A 15,330-nucleotide genomic window follows, 5' to 3' on the forward strand; every position below is an offset into this window, starting at 1 on the left:
GTTTTTATGAGTGAAGCAAAACAATTGCCAAAACGCCAAGAAGTACCGGCTGAATTGACTTGGGATTTGACTAAAATTTTTGCAGATGATGCTGCGTTTGAAGTAAAATTCCAAGCTTTAGCTAAAGAATTGACGGAAGTCGATACGGTCAAAGGCAGTTTGGGACAAGGAGCAACAGAATTTTTAACCGCGATCGAATACGTGTTAGATATTTATCGCAAAGCAGAAGTTATTTATGTTTACGCCCATTTGAAAAATGATGAGGATACTGCAAATACAGCTAATCAAGCCCTTTATGCTCGAGCATCTAGTTTGATCGCGCAAGTTAGCGAAGCTGTCAGCTGGTTCGAACCAGAAATGCTGCAACTGTCAGATCAAGAGATCCAGGCATTTTTTGAAGCAGAACCTAAACTAGCCTTGTACCGTCATTTTGTTGAACAAATTATTTCTGAAAGAGCACATATTTTACCGGCTGAACAAGAAGCGTTGCTAGCAGGAGCTAGTGAGATTTTCGGCAGCTCAGCGGATACTTTTTCCGTTATGAATAATGCGGATTTAAAATTTCCAGTGGTCAAAAATGAAGCTGGTGAAGATGTCCAATTGACACACGGTGTTTATGGTCAATTATTAGAAAGTACGGATCGTACTGTTCGCAAGCAAGCATTTCAAGCTTTGTACACCGTGTACCATCAATTCCGCAATACATTTGCGTCAACATTGAGCACTCATATCAAAGGCCACAATTATAAAGCAAAAGTCCGCGGGTATCGTTCAGCGCGTGAAGCGGCATTAAGCGGAAATCATATCCCGGAAGATGTTTATGAAACTTTGACGTTAGTGGTCAATCAATACTTGCCGTTGCTACATCGCTATGTAGAATTACGAAAAGAACTGCTGGGAGTGGAAGAGCTTCACATGTACGATCTATACACGCCGCTTTTAGCTGACGCACCGATAAAATTTACTTACGAAGAAGCACAAGAAAAAGTTCTTGCCGCTTTGAAACCATTAGGTGAAGAATACTTGGAAGTTGTGAAAGAAGCTTTTGCGGAACGCTGGATCGATGTTGTTGAAAATCAAGGCAAGCGCAGCGGCGCCTATTCTTCTGGAGCGTACGACACTCAACCTTATATTTTATTGAACTGGCACGATCGATTAGATGAATTGTATACGCTGGTCCATGAGATGGGACACAGTGTCCACAGCTACTTCACCCGCCATGCTCAACCGTATGTTTATGGGGATTATTCGATCTTCTTAGCTGAAATCGCCTCGACGACGAATGAAAACCTGTTGACAAGCTATTTGTTAGAAACAGAAAAAGATCCTGAAGTCCAAGTCTATATCATTAATCATTATTTGGATGGGTTCAAAGGAACGATTTTCCGTCAAACACAATTTGCAGAGTTTGAACATTTTATTCACACGGAAGATGCAGCTGGGAATCCGTTGACCAGTGAACATTTAAGCGAGTTCTATAGTGAATTGAATGCAAAATATTATGGGCCTGTCGTAGTAAATGATGAAGAGATCAAAGATGAATGGGCACGGATCCCTCATTTCTACTATAATTATTATGTGTATCAATACGCAACTGGCTTCTCAGCGGCAAGCGCGTTAGCAAAAAGAATCGTTGAAGGTGAGCCTGAGGCATTAGAGAAATACTTGACTTACTTAAAATCAGGCAGTAGTGATTATCCAATCGAAGTCATGAAAAAAGCTGGCGTCGATATGACGCAGCCAACTTACATCGAGGACGCGATGGAGATTTTTGCGCGGCGATTAGATGAATTAGAAGAGTTAGTAGGAAAATTAAAAAAATAGCGAATTAAGGTTGTAACAGAAGCGGACAGCTTCAAGAAGTAAAAAGGAATTTGAGGAAATTATTTTTCAAAGTTTCGGTTTAAGCAGCAGCTACTTCTTGCCGTTTATTCGAAAAAAAGGGAGAGTGACAAGATTTTTTGTCGCTCTCCCTTTCCTTAGATATAGAAATAGTTTGTAAAATGTGGGGGGATCCTTGCCGTTGCATTTTCTGATTGTACTAAAAATAGGCTGAGAAGTCCCAGCCTATTTTTAGATTAGTGATAAATGATGGTCAAATTCAGATCGACTGATTGCCGCAGTTTTATTTTGCAATTCTAAAAAAGCGGTCAATGATTCTTTTGTATTATAGGTATCTAAAATATGATGGATCATGTCGCACCCTTCAATGAGGATCCCTGCGTCGCACCCTTCACCATAATTATAAATCACTGTTGAAGGATGGGAGGTGATCTTCATTTCATGAGCAATTTGCTGATCGGCTAAGAATGCTTCTTGAACAAAATCCGAGTGGCGATCTTCTAAAAACATTTCTAAGTCACCGCCAACTTTATTGAAAAGCTGGATAGCCAACTTTTTTGAATAAGGTTGTTTTTGTTCACCAACGACTTTTTGCAACTCGACTAGGAAGTCGCGTCCGCGTTTTTTTCCTTGTAAATGAGCAGCTTTGACGTCCAGTGTCGCAGAATGAATTTCTTGGGATAATTCTGTTCTTAATTGGGTATCTTTTTCCGATATGCCCAGCCGGTTCATAAACTCTGAGACCGTCTGTAAATTCATGATAGGGATCAAACGCAGTTGGATATTCATGTCGTATGCTTTGATCAAATCGATGATTCGCCGTTCAATCGATAAACAGCTTGTGCCAATTGGATTAACAAACAAATAAATCTCAATCACTGGAATCCCTCCGTCTTTTTATCCCGTTTCTGTTGTGCAGCGACGGCACGAACAATTTTATTTTGTGTTTTTCGATACGGCAGCTGAAAATTATTCAGCAATTGTTTGAATTCAGCCTCACCATAACTAGCATCAGGAACTTCTATTTCCAATTCAAAGTCGTGCTGATCACTATACCAGCTTTCATCTAGTGCTAATTTTCCTTCTGGGATCATGAACTCGACTCTTTTAGTCGTCAATTGTCCAATCAAGTGCAAGTCAGTTAAGGAGATAGCTAAATTGTGTAGCTGTGCTAAAATTTCGATAGCTTTGGAGGTGAATTGATTATTTTGCAACGCTTGCTCTGTATCCGCAAGGGTGAGTGTATCGGTGATTTCTAAAAGACCGATTGATTGGGGAACTTTTAAAGTTGCCTCAGCTTTTTCGGCAAAGCGGAGAATTCTTAATCCCATACCTTGTTGTTTTAGTTGAAAATCGACGGTATCAAAATAAAGATTCGTCTGTATGACAAATTGATCATTCGTAATCGTGTAGTAATGTAACAAGCGTTCGTATTCATCATTTGTCAGCATACTCTTGAATTCGATTTCAATTTCTTTACTCAAATTTATTCTACTCCTGATCTATAAAAACTTCTAATACTAGGTATCCTCACATAAAATATGTTAAATAGTCAAACAATTAGAATTGAATTTGTGAAAATGTTAGCGTCTTGTAATATTTGTTAAGGGACAAAAATATGACATTTTTTTCTATCGAAATGAAAGTTTATGATAAGATAAGTAAGGAATGGAAATAGAAGCGGGGGATCTATAATGGAGAGAGACTGGGATACATTTCTTGCGCCTTATGAATTGGCAGTAGCTGAATTAAAAATAAAATTACGCGGATTACGCAAACAATATCGAACGAGCGGGGAACATGTTCCAATCGAATTTGTGACTGGACGTGTCAAACCTGTAGAAAGCATTACTAACAAAGCGGAACTGCGGGGGATCCCATTGAATCGGCTGGAAGACGAGATGTCTGATATGGCGGGAATGCGTATCATGTGTCAGTTTGTGGAAGACATTCCGCTAGTCGTAGAAATTTTACGGCGGCGAAATGATATGAAAATCATTCAAGAGCGAGACTACATTACAAACCGAAAGGCCAGCGGCTATCGTTCGTATCATTTAGTTATCGAATATCCAGTCCAAATGTTGGAAGGCGAGAAAAAATTGCTCGCTGAAATCCAAATACGGACATTGTCGATGAACTTTTGGGCGACTATTGAACATTCGATGAATTATAAATATAAAGGACAAATTCCTGAAGAGATCCAAAGACGGTTATTCCGTGCTGCTGAGGCGGCCTATCAATTGGATGAAGAAATGTCCAGCATCCGCGGTGAGATTCAAGAAGCACAGCATGTATTCAATCGCAAGGAACAAAAGAAAGAAGTGGGACAGCATGACTTTAAGGATCGGAATCATCCATAATCAAGAAGAAAAATCAATTCTAGTGTTGCAACGTTTGCGGGGATTATTAGCGGATAAAGACGATTTAGAAATCGTTGAACGTGATCCGGAACTTGTGATCACGATTGGTGGGGACGGCACATTGTTATCGGCTTTTCATCGCTACAACCACCGTTTGAATGAAGTCCGTTTTTTGGGAGTCCACACCGGCCATTTAGGCTTTTACACCGATTGGCGGGATTATGAATTGCCTGAACTAGTCGATAGTTTAAGCGGTGAGCAAGGCAAAAGTGTCAGTTATCCGTTATTAGATGTCGTTTTGACTACTCGCAGCGGCGATCAGCGGCACTTTTTAGCGTTGAATGAATCCACGATCCGCAAAGGCAGCCGTACGATGGTGGCGGATGTGTACATTAAAGAAGAACTGTTTGAACGCTTTCGCGGTGACGGCTTAGCAATCTCTACACCGACCGGCTCGACAGCGTATAATAAAAGTGTTGGCGGGGCAGTCGTTCATCCAAGCATCAACGCGATGCAATTAGCGGAGATCGCTTCATTAAATAATCGTGTCTTTCGAACGTTAGGTTCACCCAGCATCATCGGTTCTCATGAATGGATTGATGTTCGCTTAAAAAGCAATGAGGAACATTTGATTACGATCGATCAACTTGATATCATTCGAAAGGATATCGTATCGATCAAGTATAGAATCGCCGATGAACGGATTCATTTCGCTTCTTATCGGCATATGCATTTCTGGCATCGGGTCAAAGATGCTTTTATTCGAGAGGATTAATTTTTGTGGAATTCAAATGGACTTATCAGGAGCAGGAAAGTTTGCTCGTACGGACGTTTCTAAAACGTCAAGGCATTTCAAAAAAATTACTAGCTAAAATTAAATTTAAAGGTGGGAAAATTTTAGTAAATGAGACCGAACAAAACGTCTTGTTTTCTTTAAAACCCCATGATATGGTAACTGTTGTGATTCCAGACGAAGAACCACATGAGACGTTGTTAGCAGATGATGTGCCCATTGAAGTTGTCTTTGAAGATGCGCACGTATTAGTAATCAATAAACCGGCAGGGATTGCTTCTATCCCGGCGCAGTATCATCCGCGGGGGACGATGGCAAATCGAGTCAAGGCCTATTATGTGGCTAAGAATTATACCAACCAAGTAGTCCACGTTGTGACACGTTTGGATCGGGATACTTCGGGGTTGATGCTGTTTGCTAAACATGGTTTTGCTCATGCGAAGCTGGATCAAAGTTTGCAAAAAAAGCAGTTTATCAAAAAATATCAAGCATTGGTTTCTGGCGAAGTAGCCGCATTAAAAAAGCACGGGGATATTTCTTTACCCATCGGTCGTGACCTATCTTCCTTATTAAAGCGTCAAGTAATCGAAACGGGTCAAGAGGCTGAGACTGAATATTGGTTGAAAAAACGAAATCAATCGTGTGCTTTAGTGGATGTTCAATTACACACCGGGCGGACCCATCAAATTCGGGTACATCTTTCAGCAATTGGCTGTCCGTTATTAGGTGACGATCTTTATGCAGGTGCAATGAATCTGGGAATCGAGCGGCAAGCGTTGCATTGTTACTCGCTGACATTTCCGCATCCATTTACTGGTGAAGAATTATCTTTTGAACTGCCGCTGGCTGCAGATATGGAAAAAATTGCCGAGATGATTTAAAAAGATAAATTAAAAGATACGCTGACGTTAAATGATCGAAGCTGTCAATGACAGAAAAAAGTTCGGTGCAAAAATGAAACTAAGTGTTTGCTGATCAAAACGATATTGAAACGAGCAGCATTGTTTTTTTGTGCGAAATAATTTATTAAAACGAGTGAGGTGAGATTGATGGATGAGAACCAAGAAGAACTAGAAAGACATTTCCAACAATTACGGGAGGAACTGGATCAGAATGATTTACAGGCCTTTCGTGACCACTTTTTGGAGCTGCATTTTTATGATCAAGGACAATTTTATCAATCTCTGAATCAAGAAGAACGACAGCTCATGTACTCGTACCTGTCACCTAAAGAATTGGCGGATATGTTTGACGTCATTGAAGAAGACGATGATTATGTAGATGAGTATTTGACCGAGATGCGTCCGCAATATGCCGCTGATATGCTGTCTGAGATGTATACGGATAACGCGGTGGATTTGCTGAATGAGCTGGATAAAAAACCAGTAGCGAAATACTTGAGTTTGATGGATTCTGAACACGCCAATGAGATCCGCGATCTGCTTCATTATGAAGATGACACAGCCGGGTCTTTGATGACGACAGAGTTTGTTTCGATCGTGGCAAATCAAACGGTTCGTTCGGCCATGTATGTTTTGAAAAAGGAAGCTCAAATCGCTGAAACAATTTATTATACGTATGTCGTAAATGATGACAATCAATTAGTGGGGGTAATTTCACTGCGTGATTTGATCATCAATGATGACGATACGATGGTCGCCGAAGTGATGAGCGAGCGGGTAATCTCAGTTCACGTAGGCGATGACCAAGAAGACGTCGCGCAAACATTTCGTGACTATGATTTCCTTGCCTTGCCTGTAACAGATTATGAGGATCATTTGTTGGGAATCGTGACTGTCGATGATATCATTGATGTAATCGATGATGAAGCGGCTAGTGATTACTCTGGTTTGGCGGGGGTCAATGTCGATGAAGTCGATGAGAATCCTGTCAAGGCAGCGTCAAGACGATTACCCTGGCTGATTACGCTGCTGTTTTTAGGAATGACGACTGCAACATTGATCAATCATTATGAAGCGCTGGTTAGTAAAGCAAGTATCTTAGCCGTTTTTATCTCACTGATTACAGGAACTGCCGGTAATGCCGGAACGCAATCTTTGGCGGTTGCTGTGCGACGCTTAGCGATTTCTGATGACAGCGAAAAGAATTTTGGCAAGCTGGTCCTTGGCGAGATTTTGACTGGATTAGTAACGGGATTAGTAACAGGTATAACGATTTTTATCATTGTCGGTATTTGGAAACATAATTTTATTTTAGGTTTTGTGATTGGTACGGCGATGATGGCGGCTATTACAGTAGCAACGTTAGCCGGCAGCTGGATCCCGATGGTCATGGAGCGGTTAGGATTTGACCCGGCAGTTGCCAGCGGTCCGTTTATCACCACCTTGAGTGATTTGACCAGTGTCCTGATTTATTTCAATATTGCCAGCCTCTTTATGGAACGGTTTATTGGACAATAATTGCTGATTTAAAAGACATATGCTGAAAGTAGTGGGGAATTTTGAAAAATGCTTATGCCATTATTATTCGTAATGGATTGATTTTATTGGTTCGCCGGCCGGGAATGCCTGTTTGGGATTTGCCGGGAGGTGCTCTGCTTCCAAATGAAAAGGAGCGAGACGGAATGCGGCGCCTAATCAAGGAATTGCTTTCTTTTGATAGTACCGTGGAAGACCTGATTGGTATTTATACAAAAGAGTATCACGAAGAAATCACGTATGTGTATAAAGTACAAGAAACGGTTTCGCAAAGCAGGATGGAATCGCAGGACTACGGGGCTTTCAACTTTTTTGATATCCATAATCTGCCGCTGAATATTTTTCCGGATCGGCATCGCCAGATTAAGGATTATTTGACGGGACGTTATCCAGTCCGGTGGCGTTTTAAACAAAATCGTTGGTTTGCTCGAATCGAAAAATTTATTACTAAAAAAGGAGGGCTGTGACAATCAACTGTCATAGCCCTTCAAGTGTAAAAAAGATGATGGTAATACCGTTTTTTGTTAATTAGCTACAATCTTTGTGCCGTGCAGTTCGTTTACCCCTAATGTCTGTGCAATTCTTTCCGCGTTTTCTGCGGTGATTCCTCCGCCGGGCAAAATAATAATGCGTCCAGCCGCGTAATCGACTAATTCTTTCAAATGCGGCAGGGTTTCATCGATCGTAGCGGATGCGGGACCGCCATGAGTAAGGATTCGGTCGATTCCCAGTTGCGCAAACCAATCGATCGTTTTAAATTGTTCTTCTTTTGAAAGTTCATCAAAGGCCATATGAAAAGTCGTCATCAAGCCCGCACTGTTGCCCAACAACATTTCTAAGGCTTCTTCATCGACTGCATTATTTTCTGTCAAACAGCCAAACACAACGCCATCAGTTCCTGCATTTTTAGCATGGATCAAATCATTTTCCATAATCTTTAGTTCAATATCGTTATAGACAAAATCTCCGCCGCGCGGTCGGATCATAGTCATGACTGGTATATGTTTTTCACCAGCAAAAGCTAAAACTTCTTCAATCACTCCCATGCTAGGGGTCGTACCGCCGACAGCTAAGTTGTCGCATAATTCAATCCGGCCGGCTCCTGCTTGGATCGCTTTTGGGATATCCGTATAATTTTCCGCACAAAATTCTTTAATCAAGATTCAATCCTCCAGTTTTTTAGTATTAAAATCAATAGTTGAGGTAGAACGGTCTCAATCAGAAGAAACGTTCAGCTTAACGCTCTGCCTAAAGCAGAATCGTTTTTCTGCATGAAATTCCAGTATAAATCGTGATGCTAAACTTCAAGCACGCCTCGCATCTAGTTTAGCATATCTCGGTGATAGTAGGAATAGCAGAACTGTGCTATGATAATCAGCAAAAAGGAAGTGAAAAAATGCTTAAAAAAATTGAGCGGAGTGCTTTGTTTTTAGCAGAGCAGCATGAGCTGTTCTGCTGTCCAAAATGCCGCCATGAAATGATCCAACAAGAAAAAAGTTTGATTTGTGTAAATGGTCATCGCTTTGACTTGTCGAAAAAAGGCACGTTGTACTTTTTAGACCATCAAATCAAGACGGACTATGACAATCAAATGTTTGCACCGCGTGGACGAATGATCCGTTCGGGGATGTATCAACCGGTCATCGAAAAAATTGCTCAGCTGATCCAAACGGGTAATTTATTAGATGTGGGTTGCGGGGAAGGCAGCTTTGTGCAGCAAATTACCCAATTAAAGAAAAATCCAGTAACGATCGGCTTTGACATTGCTAAAGAAGGGATCTATTTAGCCAGCAATCAACCGACCGAGGCTTTTTGGTGTGTCGCAGATCTAACAAATCTGCCATTTACTGATCAATCCTTCGATACGATTTTAAATATTTTTTCACCTTCACAATATCGTGAATTCAAACGTGTGTTAAAACCGGATGGCTGTGTGATCAAAGTTGTTCCGCAAACCGGCTATTTACAAGAATTGCGTGCAGTCTACCATCCTGATGGCAAAGCGTATTCGAATGAAGCGGTCATTCAACGATTTGCCGCAGAAATGCAAATCGATCAGCGGGAACGAGTCACTTATGAGTTCGAGATCCCGGCAGAAAATCGCTTAGATCTGTTAGAGATGTCACCGTTAGAATGGCAGGTCCCTGCGGAAATAAAAGCGAATTTAGCGCAAGATCCTTTGAGGAAAATAACAATTGATGTCGAAATATTAAAAGGGCATTAGAGTAATCGTTTTCATTTGAATTCATGAAAACAGAAGGTTGCATTTGTTACTTCGTGATGTTATAGTACTATCAAGTTGTTTTTCATTGGTTTTTATCAGGTTCCTGTTCTGATAAAAGTTAGTGAAAAGTGCTTCACTAACGTAGTGACTCGCCGTGCTAGACACCGAGTTGGTACGTTTTTTTTTGTTTAAAAGCAGTTTTATGAAAATAAATCTTAAATCAGAACGAGGGAACTATCATGACAAACCATATCGTATTATTTGAACCACAGATTCCTGCTAATACAGGAAATATCGCACGGACTTGTGCGGCGACCAATTCACCGCTGCATTTGATTGAACCTCTAGGCTTTTCCACTGATGACAAACATTTGAAACGGGCGGGTCTTGATTATTGGAATGACGTGAACATTACTTACCATCAAAATTTGGCAGCTTTTTTAGATTATTTAGGCGATCAACCGTTGCATTTGGTCACAAAATTTGCCAACGCAACCTATTCAGAAATTAATTATACTAAAGGTGATCATTTCTTTATGTTTGGAAAAGAGACGACGGGGCTACCGGAAGAATTCATGCGGGAAAATGAAGAAAAATGTTTGCGGATTCCAATGAATGATGAACATGTTCGTTCACTGAATCTTTCCAATACGGTTGCTTTAGTTGTTTACGAAGCGCTGCGTCAACAAGATTTTCCGCAGTTAGAATTGACGCATCATTACGAACACGATAAGTTGGACTAAATAAAGGACTTAGAGAGGAAATTTTATGAAACTTTACTTTACACGTCATGGCAAGACTCGTTGGAATCAAGAGAAACGTTTCCAAGGAATGATGGGGGATTCTCCTTTACTGCCGGAAAGTTTAGCGGCGATCGAAGCTTTAGGAAATGAATTGAAAGACATTCCTTTTGAAAAAATTTATACTAGCAGTTTGAAACGGGCGTATCTGACTGCAGAAGGGCTCAACAAACAATTAGTACAACCCGCTGAGATCGTTCGTTCAGAAGACTTGCGAGAACTTGGCTTAGGCACTTTGGAAGGTCAACTGATTCCTGTGATCATGGAACGCTACCCGGAAGATATGGTAAATCTGCGTCATCACTTAGATTTATATGATCCAATCCCATTTGACGGAGAGAAAATTGAAGATATGTTGAAGCGGGTCAATGATTTAGTCGAAAAAGCGGTAGCTGAAGCTCAAACTGGACCGTTGCTTTTTGTTGGGCACGGCGCCGCATTGACTGCGGCAGTTCAAGCATTGACAGGTAAATCATTAGGCGAACTGCGCGCGATGGGCGGGTTGTTCAATAATAGTTTGACCATTTTAGAAGCGGACGATAAACTACCGTATAAATTGATTCAATGGAACGATGTCAGCTTTTTAGAAGGAATTGGTCCAAAACCGGATTCTTTACTTTAATTAGCAATGAATATTTTAGAAAGGAGGAGCGGCAAAATGTCAGATGAACAGTTATACATTGTGGGAACCTTAAAAGTAATCTTTTTTCAAAATCCCAGCAATTTTTACAAAGTTATGCTGATCAAAGTCAGTGAGACGAACAGCGATTATCTTGAACAGGAAATTGTAGTCACTGGCAGTTTTGGCGATATGCAAGAAGACGAAGATTATCGTTTTCTCGGACATTTTGTAGAGCATCCTCGATATGGTAAACAATTTTTAGTCGAAAGCTATGAGCAGGCACATCCGACTTCGGCTAATGGCTTAATCAATTATCTTTCAAGCGAGAAATTTCCTGGTATTGGAAAGAAAACGGCTGAAAAAATAATTGAAGTCTTAGGTGAAGAAGCAATCGACCAGATCATGGAAAATCCAGCTGTATTAGCTAAGATTCCTAATTTAAATAGTAAAAAACAAAAAGTAATCGTCGAGACCATTCGTCAAAATCACGGGATGGAACAGATCATCGTTGGATTGAGCCGTCATGGTTTCGGCAGTCAGCTCTCGTTTGCAATTTTTCAAACCTACCGGAATGAAGCGTTAGAAGTGATCGCGGAAAATCCTTACCAATTAGTTGAAGACATTGAAGGAATCGGTTTTAAAAAAGCGGATAGCTTAGCTGAACAGTTAGGGATTAAAGCAGACAGTCCACAACGGATACGAGCGGCAATTTTTCATCAGGTCAATGAAGATGCCAATCAAAGCGGCGATACTTATGTCGAAGCGCAACAGCTGTTGACAGAAGTCTTGCAGCTTTTAGAAACTACGCGGCCGGTTGAAATCGCGCCGGACCAGATTGCTACTATGATCATCCAACTGGTGGAAGAAGAAAAGATCCAACAAGAAGCAACGAAAATTTATGAGAATACCTTGTTTTATAGCGAGTGGGGGATTGCCGCTTCGATTGAACGGTTGTTGGCGCGAAAAAAAGAAATCAATTATCCGCAAGAAACGATCGCTAAAAAACTGCGCATGATTGAGAAGCAATTAAAGATCACTTATGGTGACTCGCAGGATCAAGCAATCAAGGAAGCGATTCGTTCGCCGTTATTCATTTTGACAGGCGGGCCCGGAACCGGAAAAACTACAGTTATCAATGGAATCGTTAAATTATTTGCCGAATTGAATGATTTATCGTTAGATTCCAAAGATTATACGAACGCGATTTTTCCAATCCTTTTGGCGGCACCGACAGGACGTGCGGCAAAGCGGATGAATGAAACAACCGGATTGCCGGCTAGCACGATCCATCGGTTGTTAGGATTAAATGCGAATGATGATACGCCGGATATCGAGGCTAAAGAATTGGATGGTGGCTTGTTGATCGTTGATGAGATGTCGATGGTCGATACTTGGTTAGCAAATACGTTGTTAAAATCAATTCCTGATAATATGCAAGTAATTTTTGTCGGCGATAAAGATCAATTGCCATCAGTTGGCCCAGGACAAGTTTTCCATGACTTGTTGCAAATCGAAGCGATTCCTAAAATGGAGCTGACCGATATTTATCGGCAAGGGGACGGTTCATCGATCATTCCCTTAGCTCACGAGATCAAAGGCGGCAAGTTGCCGCAAGATTTTCGGCAAAATCAAAAGGACCGTTCATTTATTGCTTGCCACGCTTTTCAAATGGAAGAAGTCATCAAACAAGTAGTCGAACGGGCAAAGAAAAAAGGATTTACTGCGCAAGATGTCCAAGTATTAGCGCCAATGTATCGCGGTCCAGCAGGCATTGATGCCATCAATAAAATGATGCAGGAAATTTTTAATCCTAACGATGGACGAAAAAAAGAAGTTCAGTGGAACGATGTCGTCTATCGAATCGGCGATAAAGTTTTGCAGCTGGTCAATAATCCGGAACTGAATGTTTTTAACGGTGATATGGGGATGATTGTCGGGATTATACCGGCAAAAGAATCAGAAGATAAAGTCGATGAGCTGGTTATTCAATTTGACAGCAATGAAGTCAGCTATAAACGTTCCGAGTGGAATAAAATCAAACTTTCCTACTGCTGTTCGATCCATAAAGCACAAGGCAGCGAGTTCAAGATGGTACTTTTGCCGATGGTTAAACAATATTCACGGATGCTGCAGCGCAATTTGCTGTATACAGCAGTGACCCGAAGCAAGGATCTGCTGATCTTATTAGGTGAAGAAGACGCGTTTCAAGTCTGTGTCAATCGAGAATCCGCTGTTCGAAAGACTACTTTGATTGAACGCATCATGACAAAAGGTGCAGAGACCGCGCCAGTTCCGCCTAAAAAAGAACCGTTTAAGAATTTTGAAGAAAAAACACAACCAGCTATAAATGAACCGACTATTTTAACGCCCAAATTGATTGCGGCTCAAAGTATTGATCCGATGATCGGGATGGAAGAGATCACACCGCTGATGTTTATGTAATGAAAAATCGGCGGGATCAACATGCCAAAGATGATTACTTCAATTTAGACTAGTAGTTGATTGTATAGATGAACTATTTTATAAATAAACGTTGATAAAAAAGGACCGAGAAATAAATCCGTAGATTTATTTCTCAGTCCTTTTGTCTGCATACCAGATATATTGTGTCGCAGTAGAAAAATTCAGATCAAAAGATCGTTCGCCCATCCCTTCGCCGTCTGCCTGTCCATATTGAGGGACAACAGAGACGATCCGAATCCGACTGCTGGTATAATGTTGATAGTGTTTGTTTTGCGTATGCTTCTTTTGCAAAAGTTGAATCAGAAAACGTAAGATCGCGGGTAAATTGGGCTTTTCTACAACGACTAGATCAATCATGTCTTTTTTCGGATCAGCCATTGGTGCAATTGCGATCCCGCCGCCGAAATAAGGAACATTTGTAGTCGTACATAAGAAAGTCCGCTCAAAATTCAAAGTCTTACCATTCAACTCAACAAGGATCGGAAACGTTTTTTGCGTAAAAATCGCTTTTACTAAGTGTAAAGCATAAGAAGCGGATCCTAGCCGATACTTATTCAAGAGTTTTTTTGAAGAAGAGGCATTTGTTGCCGCAACGATCAAGGCATCCAGACCAATACCGACATTGTTCAAAACGATTCCTTGTTCTTCACGAATTTTTTCTTCATAATGGAATGTATTGATCGGTTGGGGTTTTTCTGCTGAAGTAATTTGTTCAAACGCTTTTTCTGGATCACGTGACAGACCGATTCCGCGGGCAAAATCATTTCCCGATCCGGCAGGAATATAACTGACAGGAAGTTGCCGATCTAACGCGTAAAATTGATTGACAACCTCATGCAATGTGCCATCACCGCCAATCACCACTAATAGGTGAAATGAACGATCAACGTGTTCTTGTTCGCTATTTGTTGACCAAGGACTCAGCAAATCGATGATTCGCTCAACGATCGCGCGCTCATCCCCAGGATTTTCTGTGTAATAGGGGGTATATATGTAATCACCGTTATCAAGTAACTGAATAATTGTTTCTGCTGTTTTCGCTGCATTGCCGCTGCCGGCTGCAGGATTGATTAAAATATGATAATGAAACTTCATGACCTCTATCCTTTCAAAAAATGATTATAACAGAGTGGGAAGAGGAACTGTATAAAATTGAATCAATTTTTTTATGAAAACTTAAAGGTCCTATTTTTTTTGAGGGGATTTTTTGATAAACTGCTTTATTTTTTAGTATGGATTATTTCAGTAGATAAGTCAATTTTCGAAATGCTTTCAGATAGTTTGCCGAAATTGAATTGATTGAGCTTCAGGTGATACAATCATCTTGTAAAGAATACTTTTTTGTGATAAGGAGGATCAAATCATGTTAGGGATCGACAATGAATTAGAACAACTGTATAAAAAAGCCCAGCAGGATGGTGAAGCGGTTATCAAAGATCGTTGGACTTCCGGAAATTATGGATGTTGCAGTACGCGTGCACCACTAGTAGAAAAATACAAAATTAAAAATACGAACACCCAGGTTTCCCTTTATCTTTGGGGGACGTTAGTAGCGGAAATAAATCTCGAAAGTCAATCAACTGTTGTGAATCCTAACTATAAACTATCTAATTATGAGAAAAAAATCATCGACTGGTTTGTCCAACAACCTCAAAAAGCATAATTACTTTTAGCACGTAGCTTGTCTTTTTTAGGCAGGCTTTTTTTAGCTATCTTAATTGTCAAATTAAGTTAGACAAATCATCAATACTTACGTAACTCAAAAATACTTCCAAAGGTGTTCGATAA

15 protein-coding genes are annotated in these 15,330 nt (G+C 40.6%); 11 read left to right on the top strand and 4 right to left on the bottom strand.

The window, feature by feature from the left end:
- Positions 1–6 precede the first annotated feature (6 nt).
- Positions 7–1,824, top strand: a complete 1,818-nt coding sequence (gene pepF / locus FFM63_RS02910; protein WP_137608845.1) for an oligoendopeptidase F — start codon at positions 7–9, stop codon at positions 1,822–1,824.
- 249 nt (positions 1,825–2,073) lie between these two features.
- Here pepF and FFM63_RS02915 read toward each other — a convergent pair whose 3' ends face one another.
- Both FFM63_RS02915 and FFM63_RS02920 read right to left on the bottom strand, forming a co-directional pair.
- On the bottom strand, positions 2,074–2,721 hold the full coding sequence (locus FFM63_RS02915; RefSeq protein WP_137608846.1) for a DsbA family protein: 648 nt from the start codon (positions 2,719–2,721) through the stop codon (positions 2,074–2,076).
- Positions 2,718–3,326 (bottom strand): CYTH domain-containing protein, encoded by a 609-nt coding sequence (locus tag FFM63_RS02920; RefSeq protein WP_137608847.1) that lies wholly within the window; start codon positions 3,324–3,326, stop codon positions 2,718–2,720. Before FFM63_RS02920 ends, FFM63_RS02915 begins: the two co-directional genes overlap by 4 nt.
- Before the next feature lie 210 nt (positions 3,327–3,536).
- On the opposite strand from FFM63_RS02920, the gene yjbM reads away from it, so the two are divergent.
- The 5 genes from yjbM (at position 3,537) to FFM63_RS02945 (ending at position 7,900) form a co-directional block, all read left to right on the top strand.
- Entirely contained in the window at positions 3,537–4,202 is a 666-nt protein-coding gene (gene yjbM, locus FFM63_RS02925) for a GTP diphosphokinase (RefSeq protein WP_137608848.1), read from the top strand.
- Positions 4,174–4,977 (top strand): NAD kinase, encoded by an 804-nt coding sequence (locus FFM63_RS02930; protein WP_137608849.1) that lies wholly within the window; start codon positions 4,174–4,176, stop codon positions 4,975–4,977. The genes yjbM and FFM63_RS02930 overlap by 29 nt, the downstream gene beginning before the upstream one ends.
- Positions 4,978–4,982: 5 nt before the next feature.
- On the top strand, positions 4,983–5,876 hold the full coding sequence (locus FFM63_RS02935; RefSeq protein ID WP_137608850.1) for an RluA family pseudouridine synthase: 894 nt from the start codon (positions 4,983–4,985) through the stop codon (positions 5,874–5,876).
- A 168-nt stretch (positions 5,877–6,044) separates the two neighbouring features.
- Positions 6,045–7,415 (top strand): magnesium transporter, encoded by a 1,371-nt coding sequence (gene mgtE / locus FFM63_RS02940; protein WP_137608851.1) that lies wholly within the window; start codon positions 6,045–6,047, stop codon positions 7,413–7,415.
- Between the two features lie 41 nt (positions 7,416–7,456).
- Positions 7,457–7,900 (top strand): NUDIX hydrolase, encoded by a 444-nt coding sequence (locus FFM63_RS02945; RefSeq protein ID WP_137608852.1) that lies wholly within the window; start codon positions 7,457–7,459, stop codon positions 7,898–7,900.
- A gap of 57 nt (positions 7,901–7,957) precedes the next feature.
- On the opposite strand, the gene FFM63_RS02950 is transcribed toward FFM63_RS02945, so the two are convergent.
- The gene (locus FFM63_RS02950; protein WP_137608853.1) at positions 7,958–8,593 is read right to left on the bottom strand and encodes a copper homeostasis protein CutC; all 636 of its coding nucleotides are present in this window, start codon (positions 8,591–8,593) and stop codon (positions 7,958–7,960) included.
- Positions 8,594–8,829: 236 nt separating this feature from the next.
- Between FFM63_RS02950 and FFM63_RS02955 the strand changes: the two genes are divergently transcribed.
- The 4 genes from FFM63_RS02955 to recD2 all read left to right on the top strand — a co-directional run bounded on the left by FFM63_RS02955 (position 8,830) and on the right by recD2 (position 13,521).
- Positions 8,830–9,657, top strand: a complete 828-nt coding sequence (locus tag FFM63_RS02955) for a methyltransferase domain-containing protein (protein WP_137608854.1) — start codon at positions 8,830–8,832, stop codon at positions 9,655–9,657.
- 239 nt (positions 9,658–9,896) lie between these two features.
- Positions 9,897–10,400, top strand: a complete 504-nt coding sequence (trmL, locus tag FFM63_RS02960; protein ID WP_137608855.1) for a tRNA (uridine(34)/cytosine(34)/5-carboxymethylaminomethyluridine(34)-2'-O)-methyltransferase TrmL — start codon at positions 9,897–9,899, stop codon at positions 10,398–10,400.
- Positions 10,401–10,425: 25 nt separating this feature from the next.
- Positions 10,426–11,079: a histidine phosphatase family protein gene (locus FFM63_RS02965; protein ID WP_137608856.1), complete on the top strand. Its 654-nt coding sequence runs from the start codon at positions 10,426–10,428 to the stop codon at positions 11,077–11,079.
- A 36-nt stretch (positions 11,080–11,115) separates the two neighbouring features.
- Positions 11,116–13,521 carry an SF1B family DNA helicase RecD2 gene (gene recD2 / locus FFM63_RS02970; RefSeq protein ID WP_137608857.1) on the top strand — a complete coding sequence of 802 codons (2,406 nt, stop codon included), beginning with the start codon at positions 11,116–11,118 and terminating at the stop codon, positions 13,519–13,521.
- Positions 13,522–13,647: 126 nt separating this feature from the next.
- Here recD2 and FFM63_RS02975 read toward each other — a convergent pair whose 3' ends face one another.
- Complete coding sequence (locus FFM63_RS02975; protein WP_137608858.1) at positions 13,648–14,637, bottom strand: diacylglycerol/lipid kinase family protein; 990 nt, start codon at positions 14,635–14,637, stop codon at positions 13,648–13,650.
- Between the two features lie 268 nt (positions 14,638–14,905).
- Here FFM63_RS02975 and FFM63_RS02980 point away from each other — a divergent pair, with 268 nt between their 5' ends.
- A complete protein-coding gene (locus FFM63_RS02980; protein WP_137608859.1) occupies positions 14,906–15,205 on the top strand; it encodes a hypothetical protein in 300 nt (99 codons plus the stop codon).
- The last annotated feature ends 125 nt before the right edge of the window (positions 15,206–15,330 follow it).

This window comes from Enterococcus pingfangensis (assembly GCF_005405205.1).
GTDB lineage: Bacteria > Bacillota > Bacilli > Lactobacillales > Enterococcaceae > Enterococcus_A > Enterococcus_A pingfangensis.